General features: G+C 65.6%; 28 protein-coding genes. All 28 read right to left on the bottom strand.

Annotated elements, in window-relative coordinates:
* Positions 1-83: 83 nt before the first annotated feature.
* A complete protein-coding gene (gene rplQ / locus WAT24_RS04730) occupies positions 84-470 on the bottom strand; it encodes a 50S ribosomal protein L17 (protein ID WP_336806669.1) in 387 nt (128 codons plus the stop codon).
* Between the two features lie 299 nt (positions 471-769).
* A complete protein-coding gene (locus WAT24_RS04725) occupies positions 770-1,768 on the bottom strand; it encodes a DNA-directed RNA polymerase subunit alpha (RefSeq protein ID WP_336806668.1) in 999 nt (332 codons plus the stop codon).
* Positions 1,769-1,783: 15 nt separating this feature from the next.
* Complete coding sequence (gene rpsD / locus WAT24_RS04720; RefSeq protein WP_336806667.1) at positions 1,784-2,410, bottom strand: 30S ribosomal protein S4; 627 nt, start codon at positions 2,408-2,410, stop codon at positions 1,784-1,786.
* An 11-nt stretch (positions 2,411-2,421) separates the two neighbouring features.
* Positions 2,422-2,808 carry a 30S ribosomal protein S11 gene (rpsK, locus tag WAT24_RS04715; protein WP_007513384.1) on the bottom strand — a complete coding sequence of 129 codons (387 nt, stop codon included), beginning with the start codon at positions 2,806-2,808 and terminating at the stop codon, positions 2,422-2,424.
* Between the two features lie 12 nt (positions 2,809-2,820).
* Positions 2,821-3,177: a 30S ribosomal protein S13 gene (gene rpsM, locus WAT24_RS04710; protein WP_209619614.1), complete on the bottom strand. Its 357-nt coding sequence runs from the start codon at positions 3,175-3,177 to the stop codon at positions 2,821-2,823.
* A gap of 132 nt (positions 3,178-3,309) precedes the next feature.
* The gene (gene secY, locus WAT24_RS04705; protein WP_336806666.1) at positions 3,310-4,638 is read right to left on the bottom strand and encodes a preprotein translocase subunit SecY; all 1,329 of its coding nucleotides are present in this window, start codon (positions 4,636-4,638) and stop codon (positions 3,310-3,312) included.
* Between the two features lie 4 nt (positions 4,639-4,642).
* The gene (gene rplO, locus WAT24_RS04700; RefSeq protein ID WP_336806873.1) at positions 4,643-5,080 is read right to left on the bottom strand and encodes a 50S ribosomal protein L15; all 438 of its coding nucleotides are present in this window, start codon (positions 5,078-5,080) and stop codon (positions 4,643-4,645) included.
* A complete protein-coding gene (rpmD, locus tag WAT24_RS04695; RefSeq protein ID WP_336806665.1) occupies positions 5,080-5,268 on the bottom strand; it encodes a 50S ribosomal protein L30 in 189 nt (62 codons plus the stop codon). Before rpmD ends, rplO begins: the two co-directional genes overlap by 1 nt.
* The gene (rpsE, locus tag WAT24_RS04690; RefSeq protein WP_336806664.1) at positions 5,261-5,770 is read right to left on the bottom strand and encodes a 30S ribosomal protein S5; all 510 of its coding nucleotides are present in this window, start codon (positions 5,768-5,770) and stop codon (positions 5,261-5,263) included. Before rpsE ends, rpmD begins: the two co-directional genes overlap by 8 nt.
* 99 nt (positions 5,771-5,869) lie before the next feature.
* Positions 5,870-6,223 carry a 50S ribosomal protein L18 gene (rplR, locus tag WAT24_RS04685; RefSeq protein WP_336806663.1) on the bottom strand — a complete coding sequence of 118 codons (354 nt, stop codon included), beginning with the start codon at positions 6,221-6,223 and terminating at the stop codon, positions 5,870-5,872.
* 97 nt (positions 6,224-6,320) lie between these two features.
* Entirely contained in the window at positions 6,321-6,848 is a 528-nt protein-coding gene (rplF, locus tag WAT24_RS04680) for a 50S ribosomal protein L6 (protein ID WP_336806662.1), read from the bottom strand.
* A 9-nt stretch (positions 6,849-6,857) separates the two neighbouring features.
* Positions 6,858-7,253, bottom strand: coding sequence for a 30S ribosomal protein S8 (rpsH, locus tag WAT24_RS04675; RefSeq protein ID WP_336806661.1), 396 nt, complete (start codon positions 7,251-7,253; stop codon positions 6,858-6,860).
* 210 nt (positions 7,254-7,463) lie between these two features.
* Complete coding sequence (rpsN, locus tag WAT24_RS04670) at positions 7,464-7,769, bottom strand: 30S ribosomal protein S14 (protein WP_336806660.1); 306 nt, start codon at positions 7,767-7,769, stop codon at positions 7,464-7,466.
* 64 nt (positions 7,770-7,833) lie between these two features.
* On the bottom strand, positions 7,834-8,373 hold the full coding sequence (rplE, locus tag WAT24_RS04665; protein WP_336806659.1) for a 50S ribosomal protein L5: 540 nt from the start codon (positions 8,371-8,373) through the stop codon (positions 7,834-7,836).
* A gap of 12 nt (positions 8,374-8,385) precedes the next feature.
* The gene (gene rplX / locus WAT24_RS04660) at positions 8,386-8,700 is read right to left on the bottom strand and encodes a 50S ribosomal protein L24 (RefSeq protein WP_336806658.1); all 315 of its coding nucleotides are present in this window, start codon (positions 8,698-8,700) and stop codon (positions 8,386-8,388) included.
* Between the two features lie 15 nt (positions 8,701-8,715).
* Positions 8,716-9,084, bottom strand: a complete 369-nt coding sequence (rplN, locus tag WAT24_RS04655) for a 50S ribosomal protein L14 (protein WP_115477106.1) — start codon at positions 9,082-9,084, stop codon at positions 8,716-8,718.
* Positions 9,085-9,097: 13 nt separating this feature from the next.
* Positions 9,098-9,358 carry a 30S ribosomal protein S17 gene (rpsQ, locus tag WAT24_RS04650; RefSeq protein WP_336806657.1) on the bottom strand — a complete coding sequence of 87 codons (261 nt, stop codon included), beginning with the start codon at positions 9,356-9,358 and terminating at the stop codon, positions 9,098-9,100.
* A gap of 12 nt (positions 9,359-9,370) precedes the next feature.
* Positions 9,371-9,556: a 50S ribosomal protein L29 gene (rpmC, locus tag WAT24_RS04645; protein WP_336806656.1), complete on the bottom strand. Its 186-nt coding sequence runs from the start codon at positions 9,554-9,556 to the stop codon at positions 9,371-9,373.
* On the bottom strand, positions 9,556-9,969 hold the full coding sequence (rplP, locus tag WAT24_RS04640; RefSeq protein ID WP_336806655.1) for a 50S ribosomal protein L16: 414 nt from the start codon (positions 9,967-9,969) through the stop codon (positions 9,556-9,558). The genes rpmC and rplP overlap by 1 nt, the downstream gene beginning before the upstream one ends.
* Positions 9,970-9,980: 11 nt before the next feature.
* On the bottom strand, positions 9,981-10,733 hold the full coding sequence (gene rpsC, locus WAT24_RS04635) for a 30S ribosomal protein S3 (RefSeq protein ID WP_336806654.1): 753 nt from the start codon (positions 10,731-10,733) through the stop codon (positions 9,981-9,983).
* Between the two features lie 13 nt (positions 10,734-10,746).
* A complete protein-coding gene (gene rplV, locus WAT24_RS04630; protein ID WP_302073401.1) occupies positions 10,747-11,082 on the bottom strand; it encodes a 50S ribosomal protein L22 in 336 nt (111 codons plus the stop codon).
* Between the two features lies 1 nt (position 11,083).
* On the bottom strand, positions 11,084-11,356 hold the full coding sequence (gene rpsS / locus WAT24_RS04625) for a 30S ribosomal protein S19 (protein WP_336806653.1): 273 nt from the start codon (positions 11,354-11,356) through the stop codon (positions 11,084-11,086).
* 12 nt (positions 11,357-11,368) lie between these two features.
* Positions 11,369-12,190: a 50S ribosomal protein L2 gene (gene rplB, locus WAT24_RS04620; RefSeq protein ID WP_336806652.1), complete on the bottom strand. Its 822-nt coding sequence runs from the start codon at positions 12,188-12,190 to the stop codon at positions 11,369-11,371.
* Positions 12,191-12,210: 20 nt separating this feature from the next.
* Positions 12,211-12,504 carry a 50S ribosomal protein L23 gene (rplW, locus tag WAT24_RS04615; protein WP_336806651.1) on the bottom strand — a complete coding sequence of 98 codons (294 nt, stop codon included), beginning with the start codon at positions 12,502-12,504 and terminating at the stop codon, positions 12,211-12,213.
* Positions 12,501-13,103, bottom strand: coding sequence for a 50S ribosomal protein L4 (rplD, locus tag WAT24_RS04610; RefSeq protein WP_336806650.1), 603 nt, complete (start codon positions 13,101-13,103; stop codon positions 12,501-12,503). The genes rplW and rplD overlap by 4 nt, the downstream gene beginning before the upstream one ends.
* 11 nt (positions 13,104-13,114) lie before the next feature.
* Positions 13,115-13,756 carry a 50S ribosomal protein L3 gene (rplC, locus tag WAT24_RS04605; protein WP_336806649.1) on the bottom strand — a complete coding sequence of 214 codons (642 nt, stop codon included), beginning with the start codon at positions 13,754-13,756 and terminating at the stop codon, positions 13,115-13,117.
* A 20-nt stretch (positions 13,757-13,776) separates the two neighbouring features.
* Entirely contained in the window at positions 13,777-14,088 is a 312-nt protein-coding gene (gene rpsJ, locus WAT24_RS04600) for a 30S ribosomal protein S10 (protein WP_014402136.1), read from the bottom strand.
* A 377-nt stretch (positions 14,089-14,465) separates the two neighbouring features.
* A partial coding sequence (locus tag WAT24_RS04595) for an EF-Tu C-terminal domain-related protein (protein ID WP_486620470.1) occupies positions 14,466-14,563 on the bottom strand: 98 nt, incomplete at its 5' end.

The following is a 14,563-nucleotide window of genomic DNA, read 5'->3' as shown; positions in this document are numbered from 1 at the left end:
GGTGCGGAAAAACGAAAAACCCCGGCAGGTCACCCGGCCGAGGTTTCATCGTTTGGACGTCTGGACGCCCGTACGTCGTGAGATTACTCGGCGTCGATCGCGGCGGCGGTCTGCGGACGGTCCACCAGTTCGACGTAAGCCATCGGCGCGTTGTCGCCGGGCCGGAAGCCGCACTTGAGGATGCGCAGGTAGCCGCCGGGACGCTCGCGGTAACGCGGGCCCAGCTCGACGAACAGCTTGCCCACGGCCTCCTTGTCGCGCAGGCGCGAGAAGGCGAGGCGGCGGTTGGCCACGCCGTCGACCTTGGCCAGCGTGATCAGCGGCTCGGCGACGCGGCGCAGTTCCTTGGCCTTCGGCAGGGTGGTACGGATCAGCTCGTGCTTGATCAGCGAGGCTGCCATGTTCTTGAACATGGCTTCGCGATGCGAACTGGTGCGGTTGAGCTTGCGGCCCGATTTCTGGTGGCGCATGGGAGGAACTCTCTCTGTCTGTTGTTATGAAAAGCCGGCAATTCAGTCCGGCTTTCCGCGGTTACCCGCTGTTCCGGCCCTTTCGAAACGGGCCTTCGTGAGAAGTGCGACCATCAATGGCCGTCTATTGCTGTGGCGGTCGCAACGACCGCGATGGACCCATCGGGTCAACGGAGGGCAGCCAAAATCGGCCGCTCCAAAAAGCATGGCAGCCTAGGGCCGCCTCGCACGAAAGGCCACCCGGGCGGCCTTCCGGCATGGAAGGACGGCGGCGATCGAGGATCGCCGCCGCTGGCAAATCAGCCCAGCTGCATGCCATGCGAGAGACCCGGCGGCGGCCAGTTCTCCAGCTTCATGCCGAGGGCCAGGCCACGCGAACCGAGCACGTCCTTGATCTCGGTAAGCGACTTCTTGCCCAGGTTCGGCGTCTTGAGCAGCTCGACCTCGGTCTTCTGCACCAGGTCGCCGATGTAGTAGATGCTCTCGGCCTTCAGGCAGTTGGCCGAACGCACGGTCAGCTCCAGGTCGTCGATCGGGCGCAGCAGCAGCGGATCGAACCCGCCCTTCTCCGCCTTGTCGGCGGCGCTCTCGCGACGCGAGAAGTCGCCGAACACGGACAGCTGGTCGTTGAGGATCTCGGCGGCCTTGCGGACCGCGTCTTCTGCACCGATGGTACCGTTGGTCTCGATGTCGAGCACCAGCTTGTCGAGGTTGGTGCGCTGCTCCACGCGGGCGGCGTCGACCTCGTAGGCCACGCGCAGCACCGGCGCGAAGGAGGCATCGAGCTGCAGGCGGCCGATCGGACGCGCTTCGTCGTCCGGGTGCTGGCGCGCGCTGGCCGGCTGGTAGCCGACGCCGCGACGCACCTTCAGGCGCATGTTGAGCGCGATGTCCTTGGTCAGGTGGCAGATCACGTGCTCGGGGTTGACGATCTCCACCGAGTGGTCGACGACGATGTCGCCGGCCGTGACCACGCCCTTGCCCTTCTTCGACAGGGTCAGGGTGACCTCGTCGCCGGAGTGCTGGCGGATCGCCACGTCCTTGAGGTTGAGCAGGACTTCGATGATGTCCTCCTGCAGGCCCTCGAGGGTGGTGTACTCGTGCAGCACGCCGTCGATTTCCACCTCGACGATGGCGCTGCCCGGGATCGAAGAGAGCAGCACGCGGCGCAGCGCGTTGCCCAGGGTGTGGCCGAAGCCACGCTCGAGCGGCTCCACCACGACCTTGGCGCGATTCGGGCCGAGCTGCTCGACGCTGAGGCCACGAGGCCGCAGCACGCTAGTTGACGAAACTGCCATGCAAGGCTCCGGTAATTACTTCGAATACAGCTCGACGATCAGGGCTTCGTTGATGTCCGAGGGCAGATCGCCGCGATCGGGCACCGACTTGAAGGTGCCGGCGAACTTCTTGGAATCCACTTCAACCCAGATCGGACGCAGGTCCATGGTGTCGAACACGGTCGCCGCTTCCTGCACGCGCAGCTGGGTGCGCGCACGCTCGGTCAGCGCGATCTCGTCGCCCGGCTTGACCTGGTAGGACGGGATGTTGACCTTCTTGCCGTTCACCAGCACCGCCTTGTGGGCGACCAGCTGGCGCGCCTGGGCGCGGGTGACCGCGAAGCCCATGCGGTAGACGACGTTGTCCAGGCGGCTCTCGAGCAGGCGCAGCAGGTTCTCGCCGGTGTTGCCCTTGAGGGTCGACGCCTTGGCGTAGTAGTTGCTGAACTGACGCTCGAGCACGCCGTAGATGCGCTTGACCTTCTGCTTCTCGCGCAGCTGGACGGCATAGTCGGACATGCGCATGCGCTTGTTGGCGCCATGCTGGCCGGGCTTGTTCTCCAGCTTGCACTTGGAATCCAGCGCACGGGCCGGGCTCTTCAGGCTGAGATCCGCACCCTCGCGGCGGGCGAGCTTGCAGGTAGCTCCACGATAACGGGCCATGGGGTTACTCCTTAGACTCGACGCTTCTTGGGGGGACGGCAGCCGTTATGCGGGATCGGCGTGACGTCGATGATGTTGAGGACCTTGTAGCCCAGCGCGTTCAGCGAACGCACGGCCGACTCGCGGCCCGGGCCGGGGCCCTTGATACGCACTTCCACGGTCTTCACGCCATAGTCGCCGGCCGCGCGGCCGGCCTTCTCGGCGGCGACCTGGGCAGCGAACGGGGTGGACTTGCGCGAACCGCGGAAACCCGCGCCGCCGGCAGTCGCCCACGACAGCGCGTTGCCCTGGCGGTCGGTGATGGTGACGATGGTGTTGTTGAAGGAGGCCTGCACGTGGGCCACGGCATCCGTGACGACGCGCTTGATCTTCTTCTTGGTCTTGACAGGCTTGGCCATGATAGGAATCCGTTACTTCTTGATCGCGCGACGCGGGCCCTTGCGGGTGCGCGCATTGGTACGCGTGCGCTGACCGCGCACCGGCAGGCCACGACGGTGGCGCAGGCCGCGATAGCAACCCAGGTCCATCAGGCGCTTGATGGCGATACCCACCTCACGGCGCAGGTCGCCTTCGACGACGTACTTGCCGATTTCGTGGCGGAGCTTCTCCACCTCGCCCTCGCTGAGGGACTTGATCGGCGTGGTCGGAACCACCCCGGCATCCGCGCAGACCTTCTTGGCCCGGCTGCGGCCGATGCCGTAGATGCTCTGCAGGCCGACCCACACGTGCTTGTGGACCGGCAAATTGACACCCGCGATGCGCGCCATGATGTACTTTCTCCGATGCGTTTCTTGCGCGGTAAACGCGCAATTTTAACCTGAATTACCCTGTCAGGAAAGCCCCGCGGCACCGTGCCGTCGCTTTCCCCCATTGACCCGCCTCCGCCGCCCCAGCAGCCTCTAGCTGCGGCGGAGATTGGCCTTCTTGAGCAGACTTTCGTACTGGTGGCTGACCAGATGCGCCTGCACCTGGGACGTGAAGTCCATGACCACCACCACGATGATCAGCAGCGAAGTGCCGCCGAAATAGAACGGAACGTGCCAGTAGTTCTGCATGAACGTGGGCACCAGGCACACCAGCACCAGGTAGATCGCGCCCACGCCGGTCAGTCGCGTCATCACACCGTCGATGTACTCGCCGGTGGCCCGGCCGGGGCGGATGCCCGGGATCAGCGCGCCCGACCGCTTGAGGTTGTCGGCCGTTTCCTGCGAGTTGAAGACGATCGCCGTGTAGAAGAAGGCGAACACGATCACCAGCACCGCATAGACGATCTCGTACAGCGGGCTCCCCGGGCTCAGCGCCTGGGTGAAGCTCTGCAGCCAGCGCGCCTGGTGGCCCTGGCCGAACCAGCTCATCGCCGTGGCCGGGAACATCAGCAGGCTCGAGGCGAAGATCGGCGGGATCACGCCCGACATGTTGATCTTCAGCGGCAGGTGCGAGGTCTGGTTCATGTAGGCCCGCTGGCCGCCGGAGCGCCGCGCGTAGTTCACGGTGATGCGCCGCTGGGCGCGCTCCATGAACACCACGAAGGCGGTCACCGCCAGCACCAGGCCCACCACCATGATCAGGCGCAGCACCGAAAGCTCGCCGTTGCTGGCCATGTTCAGCGTGTTGGCCACCGCGCCCGGCAGACCGGCCACGATGCCGGCGAAGATCAGCAGCGAGATGCCGTTGCCGATGCCGCGCTCGGTGATCTGCTCGCCCAGCCACATCAGGAACATCGAGCCGGCCGTCAGACCCACCACGGAGGACAGGATGAAGCCGAAGCCCGGCGTGTAGACCACCGGCACGCCGGCCGCGGCCGTCTGCGTCTGCAGCGCCACCGCGATGCCGAAGGCCTGGAAGGCGGCCAGTCCCACGGTGCCGATGCGCGTGTACATCGTCATCGTGCGCCGGCCGGACTCGCCCTCCTTGCGCAAGGCCTGCAGGCTCGGGACCACCGAACCCATCATCTGCACCACGATCGAGGCCGAGATGTACGGCACCACGCCGAGCGCGAACACCGACATGCGCGAGAGCGAACCGCCGGAGAACATGTTGAACATGCTCAGCAGGCCGCCGCCCTGCTGCTCGATCAGGCGCGCCATGGCTTCCGGGTTGACACCGGGCACCGGGATGAACGAGCCGAGCCGGAAGACGATCAGCGCACCGATCACGAAGAAGATGCGCTGACGCAGCTCCGTCAGCTTGCCGAGCGCGCCGAGCGCATTGCCCTGGGCTTGCGCCACCGTCTTACTCCACGCTGCCGCCGGCAGCCTCGATGGCCGCCTTGGCGCCGGCCGTGGCGAGCACGCCGGAGAGCTTGACCGCGCGGCCGATCTCGCCCTTGGCGACGACCTTGATCTTCTTGGCGCGGCTGTCGACCAGGCCGGCCTGGTGCAGCGCGATCGGATCGATCACGTCCGCCTTCAGGTTGGCGAGCTGGTACAGGAAGACTTCCTGGCTCTCGGCCTTCTTCTTCGAGCGGAAGCCGACCTTCGGCAGGCGGCGCTGCAGCGGCATCTGGCCGCCTTCGAAGCCGAACTTGTGGGTGCCGCCGGCGCGGGCGTGCTGACCCTTGTGACCACGGCCGGCCGTCTTGCCCAGGCCCGAGCCGATGCCGCGACCGACGCGCAGGCGCGTCTTGCGCGCACCGGCAGCCGGCTTGATGTCGTTGAGACGCATGATGATTACTCCTCGACCCGGACCAGGTAGTAGACCGTGTTGATCAGGCCACGCACCTGCGGGCTGTCCTTCAGCTCGCGCACGTCGTTGGTCTTGTTCAGGCCCAGCGCCTTGACGCTGAGGCGGTGACGCTGCTGCACGCCGCGCAGGCCCTTGACCAGGCGCACGCGCACGGTTTTCTCGTTGTTAGCCATGGCCGAGCACCTCTTCGACGGTCTTGCCGCGCTTGGCGGCGATGCGCTTGGGCGAGGCGATCGCCTGCAGGCCCTTGATGGTGGCGCGCACCAGGTTGATCGGGTTGCGCGAGCCGACCGCCTTGGCCAGCACGTTCTTGACGCCGACCACTTCCAGCACGGCACGCATGGCGCCACCGGCGATCACGCCGGTACCTTCGGCGGCCGGCTGCATGAACACGCGTGCGGCGCCGTGGTTGGCCTTGACGGCGTACCACAGGGTGCCGTTGTTCAGGTCGATGCTCACCATGTTGCGGCGGGCACGGTCCATCGCCTTGGAGATGGCGACCGGCACTTCGCGCGCCTTGCCGTAACCGAAGCCGACCTTGCCCTCGCCGTCGCCGACCACGGTCAGCGCGGTGAAGCTCATCTGGCGGCCACCCTTGACGGTCTTGGCCACGCGGTTGACGGCGATCAGCTTCTCGAGCAGGCCGTCGGAATTTTCGCGATCGGTAGAAGACATTAGCTAGTTTCCGTATGCCCGGACCATCCGGGACTTTTGCTTGCGGCTTGGCCGCTTGTTGTTGTGCTTGCAATGGACCGGGAGCCTGGCTCCCGGTTCTCAGAACTTCAGGCCCGCCTCGCGCGCCGCATCGGCCAGCGCCTTGATGCGACCGTGGTAGCGGAAGCCGGAGCGGTCGAAGGCGACCGCCTCGACGCCGGCGGCGAGCGCACGCTCGGCCACCGCCTTGCCCACCGCCGCGGCGGCAGCCAGGTTCTTGGTGCCCTTCAGGCCTTCGGCCACCGACTTCTGCACGGTGGACGCAGCCGCCACCACCTTGTCGCCGGAGGCGTCGAACACCTGGGCGTAGATGTGCTGGCCGGTGCGGTGCACCGACAGGCGCGGCACCGCGAGCTTGCGGATGTGGGCGCGCGTGGCCTTGGCGCGGCGCAGGCGGGATTCGTTCTTGTTCATCTCTCTGTTCCTCGAAAGCGGATCGGCGGTAGTTACGCAGTGCTCTTGTGAGTAGTGCGGCCATGGATGGCCGCTTCCACACGCAGGGAAAGCGTACTCAGGCCTTCTTGGCTTCCTTCAGGGTGATCTTCTCGCCGGCATAGCGCACGCCCTTGCCCTTGTAGGGCTCCGGCGGACGGAACGCGCGGATCTTGGCGGCGACTTCGCCGACGCGCTGCTTGTCCGAGCCCTTGATCAGGATCTCGGTCTGCGACGGCGTCTCGAGCGTGATGCCTTCCGGCGCGTTGAACACGACCGGGTGCGAGAAGCCGAGGCTGAGGTTCAGCGCCTTGCCGGCCATCGAAGCGCGGTAACCCACGCCGACCAGCTCCAGCTTGCGCTCGTAGCCCTCGGACACGCCCTTGATCATGTTCGCCAGCAGCGCGCGCGCGGTACCGCCGAACTTGTCGTCGGCGCCGTCGGCCAGCGCAATGTTGGCCACGCCATTGTCCACCGCGATCGACACGCCCGGCAGGGCATGGAGCGACAGCGTGCCCTTCGGGCCCTTGACGGAGATGCCGTTGGCGTCGGACTTCAGCTCCACGCCCTTGGGCAGGTTGATCGGTTTCTTGGCAACGCGGGACATGGGAACTCCTTACGCCACTTGGCCGATGACTTCGCCACCCAGGCCGCGGGCGCGGGCCTGCGCATCGGTCATCAGACCGGCGGAAGTCGAAATGATCGAGATACCCATGCCGCCGAGCACCTTCGGCAGCTCGTCCTTGCCGCGATACACGCGCAGGCCCGAGCGGGACACACGGGAAATGCTCTCGATGGCCGGGCGGCCTTCGAAATACTTGAGCTTGATCTCGAGCACCGGCTTGCCTTCCTGGTCGGAAGTCTTGGCGTCGAGGATGTAGCCCTCGTTCTTGAGGAGGTTGGCGATCGCCAACTTCAGCTTCGACGACGGCATGCTTACGGCCTGCTTGCCCGTGAGCTGGGCATTGCGGATGCGCGTAAACAGATCGGCGATGGGATCAGTCATGCTCATGAAAACATCCTTCAGAGTGCACCGATATCCGAGTAACCGGAAATCTTCTAAGTTGTGAGGCGGCCTTTCACCGCCGGTCTGCTTTGCGCAGACGGACGACTATAGCAGCTTTTTCCGGGTGTAGCGAATACCGTGCCGAAAAAGCACCGGCAGGCCCACGTGGGCCTGCCCGGGATGCGACGGGCGCCCGAGGCGCCCGCCCTTCGGGTCTTACCAGCTGGCCTTGCGCAGGCCCGGCACGTCGCCGCGCATGGTCGCTTCGCGCAGCTTGTTGCGGCCCAGGCCGAACTTGCGGTACACGCCACGCGGACGGCCGGACAGCTCGCAGCGATTGCGCTGGCGCACCGGACTGGCGTCGCGCGGCAGCTTCTGCAGCTTGGCCTGGGCGTCCATCTTCTCCTCGTAGGAGGCGGCGGGGCTCAGCACGATCGCCTTCAGTTCGGCGCGCCTGGCGGCGTACTTCTTGACGAGCTTGGTCCGCTTGATGTCGCGGTTGACCATCGAGGTCTTAGCCATAATTTTTCACTGCTCTCTTTGAAGAGTCCGGCCATGGATGGCCGGGTTGATCAAGGATGATCGCTCAGTTCCTAAACGGGAAGTTGAAGGCTTCCAGCAGCGCCTTGGCCTCTTCGTCGGTCTTGGCGGTGGTGGTGATGGAGATGTCCATGCCACGCATCGCGTCGATCGCGTCGAAGTCGATTTCCGGGAAGATGATCTGTTCCTTGATGCCGAAGTTGTAGTTGCCCCGGCCATCGAAGGCGCGACCGGACACGCCGCGGAAGTCGCGGGTGCGCGGCAGCGAGATGTTGATCAGGCGATCCAGGAACTCCCACATGTTGGCGCGGCGCAGGGTGACCTTGCAGCCGATCGGCCAGCCGTCGCGGATCTTGAACGAGGCCACGGACACGCGCGCCTTGGTCGTGATCGGCTTCTGACCGGCGATCTTGGTCATGTCGGCCACGGCATTCTCAAGGATCTTCTTGTTGCCGGCGGCTTCGCCCACACCCATGTTCAGGGTGATCTTGGTGATGCGCGGAACCTGCATCACGTTCTCGTAGCCGAACCGCTCGGTGAGCTTCGGAACGACTTGCTCTTTGTAAATCTTCTCAAGGCGCGTCATGACATGGATTCCTTACGCGTCCAGCTGTTCGCCACTGGAGCGGAACACGCGGACCTTGCGCCCATCGGAGAGCGTCTTGGCACCCACGCGCTCACCCTTGCCGGTGGCGGGGTTGAACGGCTGCACATTGGAGATGTGGATCGAGGCCTCGCGCTCGACGATGCCGCCGGCCTGGTTGGCCTGCGGATTCGGCTTGGTGTGGCGCTTGACCAGGTTCACGTTGGAGACGAACACGCGGTCGCCATCCACGCGCAGCACGTCGCCGCGCTGCCCCTTGTTCTTGCCGGCGATCACGATGACCTGATCACCCTTGCGGATACGGTTCATGGTTCTTTTCTCCGCTCAAAGCACTTCGGGCGCGAGGGAGACGATCTTCATGAACTTCTCGCCGCGCAGCTCACGCGTGACCGGCCCGAAGATACGGGTGCCGATCGGCTCGAGCTTGTTGTTGAGGAGCACGGCCGCGTTCCCGTCGAAACGGATCAGCGAGCCGTCGGCGCGGCGCACGCCCTTGGCGGTACGCACCACCACGGCGTTGTAGACCTCGCCCTTCTTCACCTTGCCGCGAGGGATCGCATCCTTCACGGTGACCTTGATCACGTCACCGATCGCGGCGTAACGGCGCTTGGAGCCGCCGAGCACCTTGATGCACATCAGTTCCTTCGCGCCGCTGTTGTCGGCCGCGGAAAGCGTGCTCTGCATCTGGATCATGTCTGCACCCTCCTCAAACGGCCGCGCGGGTGACGATTTCGACCACGCGATGGTGCTTGGTCTTGGACAGCGGACGGCACTCGGCGATGCGGACCACATCGCCCTCGTTCGCGCCCAGGTCGTCCTGCGCGTGCAGCTTGGTCGACCGGCGGATGATCTTGCCCAGCAGGCCGTGCTGCACCTGGCGCTCGATCAGGACGGTGACCGTCTTGTTCATCTTGTTGCTGATGACGCGACCCTCGAGGGTGCGCGCCTGCTTCTGGTTGTCGCTCATGTCGGCGGTCCCTTACTTCTTCGTGCCGAGCACGAACTTCGTGCGGGCGATGTCGCGCCGGACGCGGCGCAGCTGGTGCGGCTGGCTGAGCTGGCCGGTGCCCTTCTGCATGCGCAGGTTGAACTGCTCCTTGCGCAGGTCCAGCAAGTGCTGCTTCAGCTCGTCGGCCGACTTGTTGTTGAGATCGTTGGTGGCCATCACATCACCGCCCGGGTCACAAATTGGGTCTGCACCGAGAGCTTGGCGGCGGCCAGGCGGAACGCTTCGCGCGCCGTGGTCTCGTCGACGCCCTCGATTTCGTACAGCATGCGGCCCGGCTGGATCGGGGCGACCCAGAACTCGACGCCACCCTTACCGGCACCCATACGCACTTCGATCGGCTTCTTGGTGATCGGCTTGTCGGGGAACACGCGGATCCACAGCTTGCCGCCGCGCTTGACGAAGCGGGTGATGCAACGACGCGCGGCCTCGATCTGGCGCGCGGTCAGCTGGCCGTGCGTGGTCGCCTTCAGGCCGTACTCGCCGAAGCTGACGAGGTTGGCGCTGTGCGCCAGGCCGTCGTTGCGGCCCTTGAACTGCTTGCGGTACTTGGTTCGCTTGGGTTGCAGCATGGCAACTCTCCTTACTTCGCCGTCCGCTCGCGGCGGCCTTCACCGCCCTCGCGACGCGCTTCACGACGGCCCTCGCCACCTTCGCGGCGCGGCTGCGACTGCTCGTCCTTCGACTCGGCCGAGGAAGCGGCCGCCAGGTCGAAGATCTCGCCCTTGTAGATCCACACCTTGATGCCGATGACACCGTAGGTGGTGTTCGCCTCGGCGAAGCCGTAATCGATGTCGGCGCGCAGCGTGTGCAGCGGCACGCGACCCTCGCGGCTCCACTCGGAGCGGGCGATCTCGGCGCCGTTGAGGCGGCCGGACACGTTGATCTTGATGCCCAGGGCACCCAGGCGCATCGCGTTGCCGACCGCGCGCTTCATGGCGCGGCGGAACATGATGCGGCGCTCCAGCTGCTGGGCGATCGACTCGGCCACCAGCTGCGCGTCGATTTCGGGCTTGCGCACCTCGTTGACGTTGATGTGCGCCGGGACGCCCATCAGGTCGGAGACTTCCTTGCGCAGCTTCTCGATGTCCTCGCCCTTCTTGCCGATCACCACGCCCGGACGGGCGGTGTGGATCGTCACGCGGGCGGTCTTGGCCGGACGCTCGATCTGGATCTTGGAGATGCCGGCCTGCGCCAGCTTCTTGCGCAGCATCTCACGGACCTTGAGGTCGGCCGCGAGGTACTGGGCGTACTCGCCCTTGTTGGCGTACCACTTCGAATTCCAGTCCTTGGCGATGCCGAGGCGGATACCGGTGGGATGAACTTTATGACCCATCGTCTTCTTCCTCTTAGTCGCCGACGACCACGGTGATGTGGCTGGTGCGCTTCAGGATGCGCGAACCGCGGCCCTTGGCGCGGGCATACATGCGCTTCATCGCCGGACCTTCGTCCACGAAGATGCGCGAGACCTTCAGTTCGTCGACGTCGGCGCCCAGGTTGTTCTCGGCGTTGGCGACGGCCGAGAGCAGCACCTTGCGGACCAGGTGGGCGGCCTTCTTGTTGGTGAACTGGAGCACGTCGCTGGCGCGGCCGACGGGCATGCCGCGGACCAGGTCAGCCACCAGGCGTGCCTTCTGCGCCGAGATGCGGGCGCTGCGCAGGATCGCTTTGGCTTCGGTGCTCATCTTACTTGCCCTTCTTGTCGCCGCCGTGGCCCTTGAAGGTGCGGGTCACCGCGAACTCGCCGAGCTTGTGCCCGACCATGTTCTCGTTGACGAGCACCGGCACGTGCTGGCGACCGTTGTGGATGGCGATGGTGAGACCCACCATTTCCGGCAGGATCATCGAGCGACGCGACCAGGTCTTGATCGGGCGCTTGTTGTTGGTGGAAACCGCAGCTTCCACCTTCTTGATCAGGTGAAGGTCGACGAACGGACCTTTCTTCAAAGAACGCGGCATGACGGTTTCCTGTTACTTGCGACGACGCACGATGAACTGCTGGGTGCGCTTGTTGTTGCGGGTCTTGTAGCCCTTGGTCGGCGTGCCCCACGGGCTGACCGGGTGACGGCCACCGGAGGTACGGCCCTCGCCACCGCCGTGCGGATGGTCGACCGGGTTCATGACCACGCCGCGCACGGTCGGGCGGATGCCCTTCCAGCGCTTGGCGCCGGCCTTGCCCAGCTTCTTCAGGCTGTGCTCGGAGTTGCCCACTTCACCGATCGTCGCGCGGCAGTCGACCGGCACGCGGCGCATCTCGCCGGAGCGCAGACGCAGCGTGGCGTAGCCGGACTCGCGGGCGACCAGCTGTACCGAGGCGCCGGCGCTGCGCGCGATCTGCGCGCCCTTGCCCGCCTTCATCTCGATGCAGTGAATGGTCGAGCCGACCGGGATGTTGCGCAGCGGCAGGCTGTTGCCGGCCTTGATCGGCGCGTCGGAACCGGACACCAGGCGGTCCCCCACCTGCACGCCCTTGGGCGCGATGATGTAGCGGCGCTCGCCGTCGGCGTAGCACAGCAGTGCGATGTGCGCGGTGCGGTTCGGGTCGTACTCGATCCGCTCGACCTTGGCGGCGATGCCTTCCTTGTCGCGCTTGAAGTCGATGATGCGGTAGGCCTGCTTGTGGCCGCCACCGCGATGACGCGTGGTGATGCGACCGAAGTGGTTGCGGCCACCCGTCTTGGACTGCGACTCGGTCAACGCCGCGTACGGCGCGCCCTTGTGCAGGCCCTCGGTGCGGACGCTGACCGCATCGCGGCGGCCCGGCGAGGTCGGCTTGTGAGTGATCAGTGCCATCTCAATTCAACTCCTTGAGCTCAGGCCTGGGCCGAGACGTCGATGGTCTGGCCATCGGCGAGGCGGACGTAGGCCTTGCGCTTGCCCTGGCGGCTGCCAGCGCGGAAACGGAAGGACTTGACCTTGCCCTTGGCGTTGACGATGTTCACCTGCTCGACCTTGACGTCGAACATCTGCTCCACCGCCGCACGGACGTCGGCCTTGGTCGCCTCGGCGGCGACCACGAATACGTACTGGTTGTTCTCGGCCAGGCGCGCGGACTTCTCGGAGATGTGCGGCGCACGCAGCGTGTTCAAAATGCGTTCGGTGCTCATGCCAGCCACTCCTCGATCTTCTTCACCGCCTCGGCGGTCAGCACGACGTGGTCGGAACCGACCAGGCTGACCGGGTTGAGCGCCATCACGTCGACCACGTGCAGGTACGGGATGTTGCGTGCGGCCAGGAACAGCGCCTCGGAGGCGTCCTCGCTGACCAGCAGCACCCGGCCGGATACCTGCAGCTCGGCCAGCTTGGCGACCATCGCCTTGGTCTTGGGCTCCTCGATGCCGAAGCCTTCGACCACCTTCAGGCGGCCCTGGCGGTTCAGCTCGGACAGGATCGAGCGGATCGCCACGCGGTAGGCCTTGCGGTTGACCTTCTGCTCGAAGCTGCGGGGCTTGGCAGCGAACGTGACACCGCCGCCGACGAAGATCGGGGCGCGGTAGTCGCCGTGACGGGCGCCGCCGCCCTTCTGCTTCTTGAACTTCTTGGTGGTGCCCGACATCTCACCGCGCGACAGCTGCGCCTTGGTGCCGGCGCGACCGCCGGCCTGGTACGCAACCACCACCTGGTGGATCAGGGCCTGCTTGAACTCGGCGCCGAACACTTCGTCGGACACGCTGAGCGGCTTGGCGCCAATGACATTGAGTTCCATGGCGTCTCTCCTCAACCCTTGGTGGTCGGGCGGATCACGACGTCGCCGCCGGTCGCACCCGGCACCGCGCCCTTGACCGCGATCAGGTGACGCTCGGCGTCGACCTTGACCACTTCCAGACCCTGCTGCGTGCGGTTGACCGCACCCATGTGGCCGGCCATCTTCTTGCCCGGGAACACGCGGCCCGGCGTCTGGCGCTGACCGATCGAACCCGGCGCGCGGTGCGACAGCGAGTTACCGTGGGTCGCGTCGCCCATCGAGAAGTTGTGGCGCTTGATGGTGCCCTGGAAGCCCTTGCCCTTCGAGACGCCGGCGACGTCGACGATCTGGCCGACCGAGAAGACCTCGTCCGCCTTGATCTCGGCGCCGACGCTGTACTTGCCGAGGTCCTCGGCAGCGACGCGGAATTCCCACAGGCCACGCCCCGGCTCGACCTTGGCCTTGGCGTAGTGGCCCTTCAGCGGCTGGGTCAGCAGCGAGGCGCGCTTGACGCCCGCGGTGACCTGGATCGCGCTGTAGCCGTCGTTGTCTTCGGTCTTCAGCTGGGTGACGCGGTTCGGGGTCGCCTCAATCAGCGTCACCGGAATCGAGCGTCCGTCTTCAGTGAAGAGCCGGCTCATGCCGCACTTGCGGCCAACCAGTCCGATACTCATCTTCGTATCCTGTCTATCGCTCAGCCGAGCTTGATCTGGACGTCCACGCCAGCGGCGAGGTCAAGCTTCATGAGCGCGTCCACGGTCTTGTCGTTGGGGTCGACGATATCGAGCACGCGCTTGTGCGTACGGGTCTCGTACTGGTCGCGCGCGTCCTTGTCGACGTGCGGCGAGACCAGGATGGTGTAGCGCTCGATCTTGGTCGGCAGCGGGATCGGGCCGAGCACCGTAGCGCCGGTGCGCTTGGCCGTCTCGACGATCTCGCTGGCGGAGCGGTCGATCAGGCGATGATCGAACGCCTTGAGCCGGATGCGAATCTTCTGGTTCGCCATAAAACCGTGTCCTGTTATCGAAAGAACAATTCTGTGAACCGGGGTGGCTTCTCACCGCCCCGCACAACCGTTTTTGAAGCTGCCGGCACGACCTGCGCACCGAGCGAAAAAGCTAGGCGAGCACAAACGGCTCGCCTAGACAGGAAATTATAAGTCGCGCGACCGCCGAAGGTCAACAGAACGTCGTCTGCGACCGAAGGCTGCGTTGCGAGGGCCATCCAGGCCTGCGAACTCGAAGCACGTCCCGTACCTCATTTCGCGGTATCGGCCCCGGGCAACATCGGGCCGTCAACAAGCTGGCTAGTGTAGCAGCCACCCCGCGCCAAAGCCAGCACGGAGGCGAAGGCGGCGGCCTCGGGGAGGCCGCCGCCCAGGTCTTACTTGATGATCTTGGCCACCACGCCGGCGCCGACGGTGCGGCCGCCCTCGCGGATCGCGAAGCGCAGGCCTTCGTCCATCGCGATCGGGTGGATCA

It is taken from the genome of Fulvimonas yonginensis (genome assembly GCF_037137055.1).
GTDB classification, from domain to species: domain Bacteria; phylum Pseudomonadota; class Gammaproteobacteria; order Xanthomonadales; family Rhodanobacteraceae; genus Frateuria_A; species Frateuria_A yonginensis.
Note: the sequence above shows the minus strand (reverse complement) of the source record. Positions and strands in the feature narration are given on the sequence as shown.

Excerpts from the sequence above, each read along its gene's own strand:
- rplQ (WP_336806669.1), bottom strand. The coding sequence starts at position 470 with ATGCGCCACCAGAAATCGGGCCGCAAGCTCAACCGCACCAGTTCGCAT.
- WAT24_RS04725 (WP_336806668.1), bottom strand. The coding sequence starts at position 1,768 with ATGGCAGTTTCGTCAACTAGCGTGCTGCGGCCTCGTGGCCTCAGCGTC.
- rpsD (WP_336806667.1), bottom strand. The coding sequence starts at position 2,410 with ATGGCCCGTTATCGTGGAGCTACCTGCAAGCTCGCCCGCCGCGAGGGT.
- rpsK (WP_007513384.1), bottom strand. The coding sequence starts at position 2,808 with ATGGCCAAGCCTGTCAAGACCAAGAAGAAGATCAAGCGCGTCGTCACG.
- rpsM (WP_209619614.1), bottom strand. The coding sequence starts at position 3,177 with ATGGCGCGCATCGCGGGTGTCAATTTGCCGGTCCACAAGCACGTGTGG.
- rpmD (WP_336806665.1), bottom strand. The coding sequence starts at position 5,268 with ATGGCTAACAACGAGAAAACCGTGCGCGTGCGCCTGGTCAAGGGCCTG.
- rpsE (WP_336806664.1), bottom strand. The coding sequence starts at position 5,770 with ATGTCTTCTACCGATCGCGAAAATTCCGACGGCCTGCTCGAGAAGCTG.
- rplR (WP_336806663.1), bottom strand. The coding sequence starts at position 6,223 with ATGAACAAGAACGAATCCCGCCTGCGCCGCGCCAAGGCCACGCGCGCC.
- rplF (WP_336806662.1), bottom strand. The coding sequence starts at position 6,848 with ATGTCCCGCGTTGCCAAGAAACCGATCAACCTGCCCAAGGGCGTGGAG.
- rpsH (WP_336806661.1), bottom strand. The coding sequence starts at position 7,253 with ATGAGCATGACTGATCCCATCGCCGATCTGTTTACGCGCATCCGCAAT.
- rpsN (WP_336806660.1), bottom strand. The coding sequence starts at position 7,769 with ATGGCTAAGACCTCGATGGTCAACCGCGACATCAAGCGGACCAAGCTC.
- rplE (WP_336806659.1), bottom strand. The coding sequence starts at position 8,373 with ATGACGCGCCTTGAGAAGATTTACAAAGAGCAAGTCGTTCCGAAGCTC.
- rplX (WP_336806658.1), bottom strand. The coding sequence starts at position 8,700 with ATGAACCGTATCCGCAAGGGTGATCAGGTCATCGTGATCGCCGGCAAG.
- rplN (WP_115477106.1), bottom strand. The coding sequence starts at position 9,084 with ATGATCCAGATGCAGAGCACGCTTTCCGCGGCCGACAACAGCGGCGCG.
- rpsQ (WP_336806657.1), bottom strand. The coding sequence starts at position 9,358 with ATGAGCGACAACCAGAAGCAGGCGCGCACCCTCGAGGGTCGCGTCATC.
- rpmC (WP_336806656.1), bottom strand. The coding sequence starts at position 9,556 with ATGGCCACCAACGATCTCAACAACAAGTCGGCCGACGAGCTGAAGCAG.
- rplP (WP_336806655.1), bottom strand. The coding sequence starts at position 9,969 with ATGCTGCAACCCAAGCGAACCAAGTACCGCAAGCAGTTCAAGGGCCGC.
- rpsC (WP_336806654.1), bottom strand. The coding sequence starts at position 10,733 with ATGGGTCATAAAGTTCATCCCACCGGTATCCGCCTCGGCATCGCCAAG.
- rplV (WP_302073401.1), bottom strand. The coding sequence starts at position 11,082 with ATGAGCACCGAAGCCAAAGCGATCCTGCGCAGCGCCCGCATCTCGGCG.
- rpsS (WP_336806653.1), bottom strand. The coding sequence starts at position 11,356 with ATGCCGCGTTCTTTGAAGAAAGGTCCGTTCGTCGACCTTCACCTGATC.
- rplB (WP_336806652.1), bottom strand. The coding sequence starts at position 12,190 with ATGGCACTGATCACTCACAAGCCGACCTCGCCGGGCCGCCGCGATGCG.
- rplW (WP_336806651.1), bottom strand. The coding sequence starts at position 12,504 with ATGAGCACCGAACGCATTTTGAACACGCTGCGTGCGCCGCACATCTCC.
- rplD (WP_336806650.1), bottom strand. The coding sequence starts at position 13,103 with ATGGAACTCAATGTCATTGGCGCCAAGCCGCTCAGCGTGTCCGACGAA.
- rplC (WP_336806649.1), bottom strand. The coding sequence starts at position 13,756 with ATGAGTATCGGACTGGTTGGCCGCAAGTGCGGCATGAGCCGGCTCTTC.
- rpsJ (WP_014402136.1), bottom strand. The coding sequence starts at position 14,088 with ATGGCGAACCAGAAGATTCGCATCCGGCTCAAGGCGTTCGATCATCGC.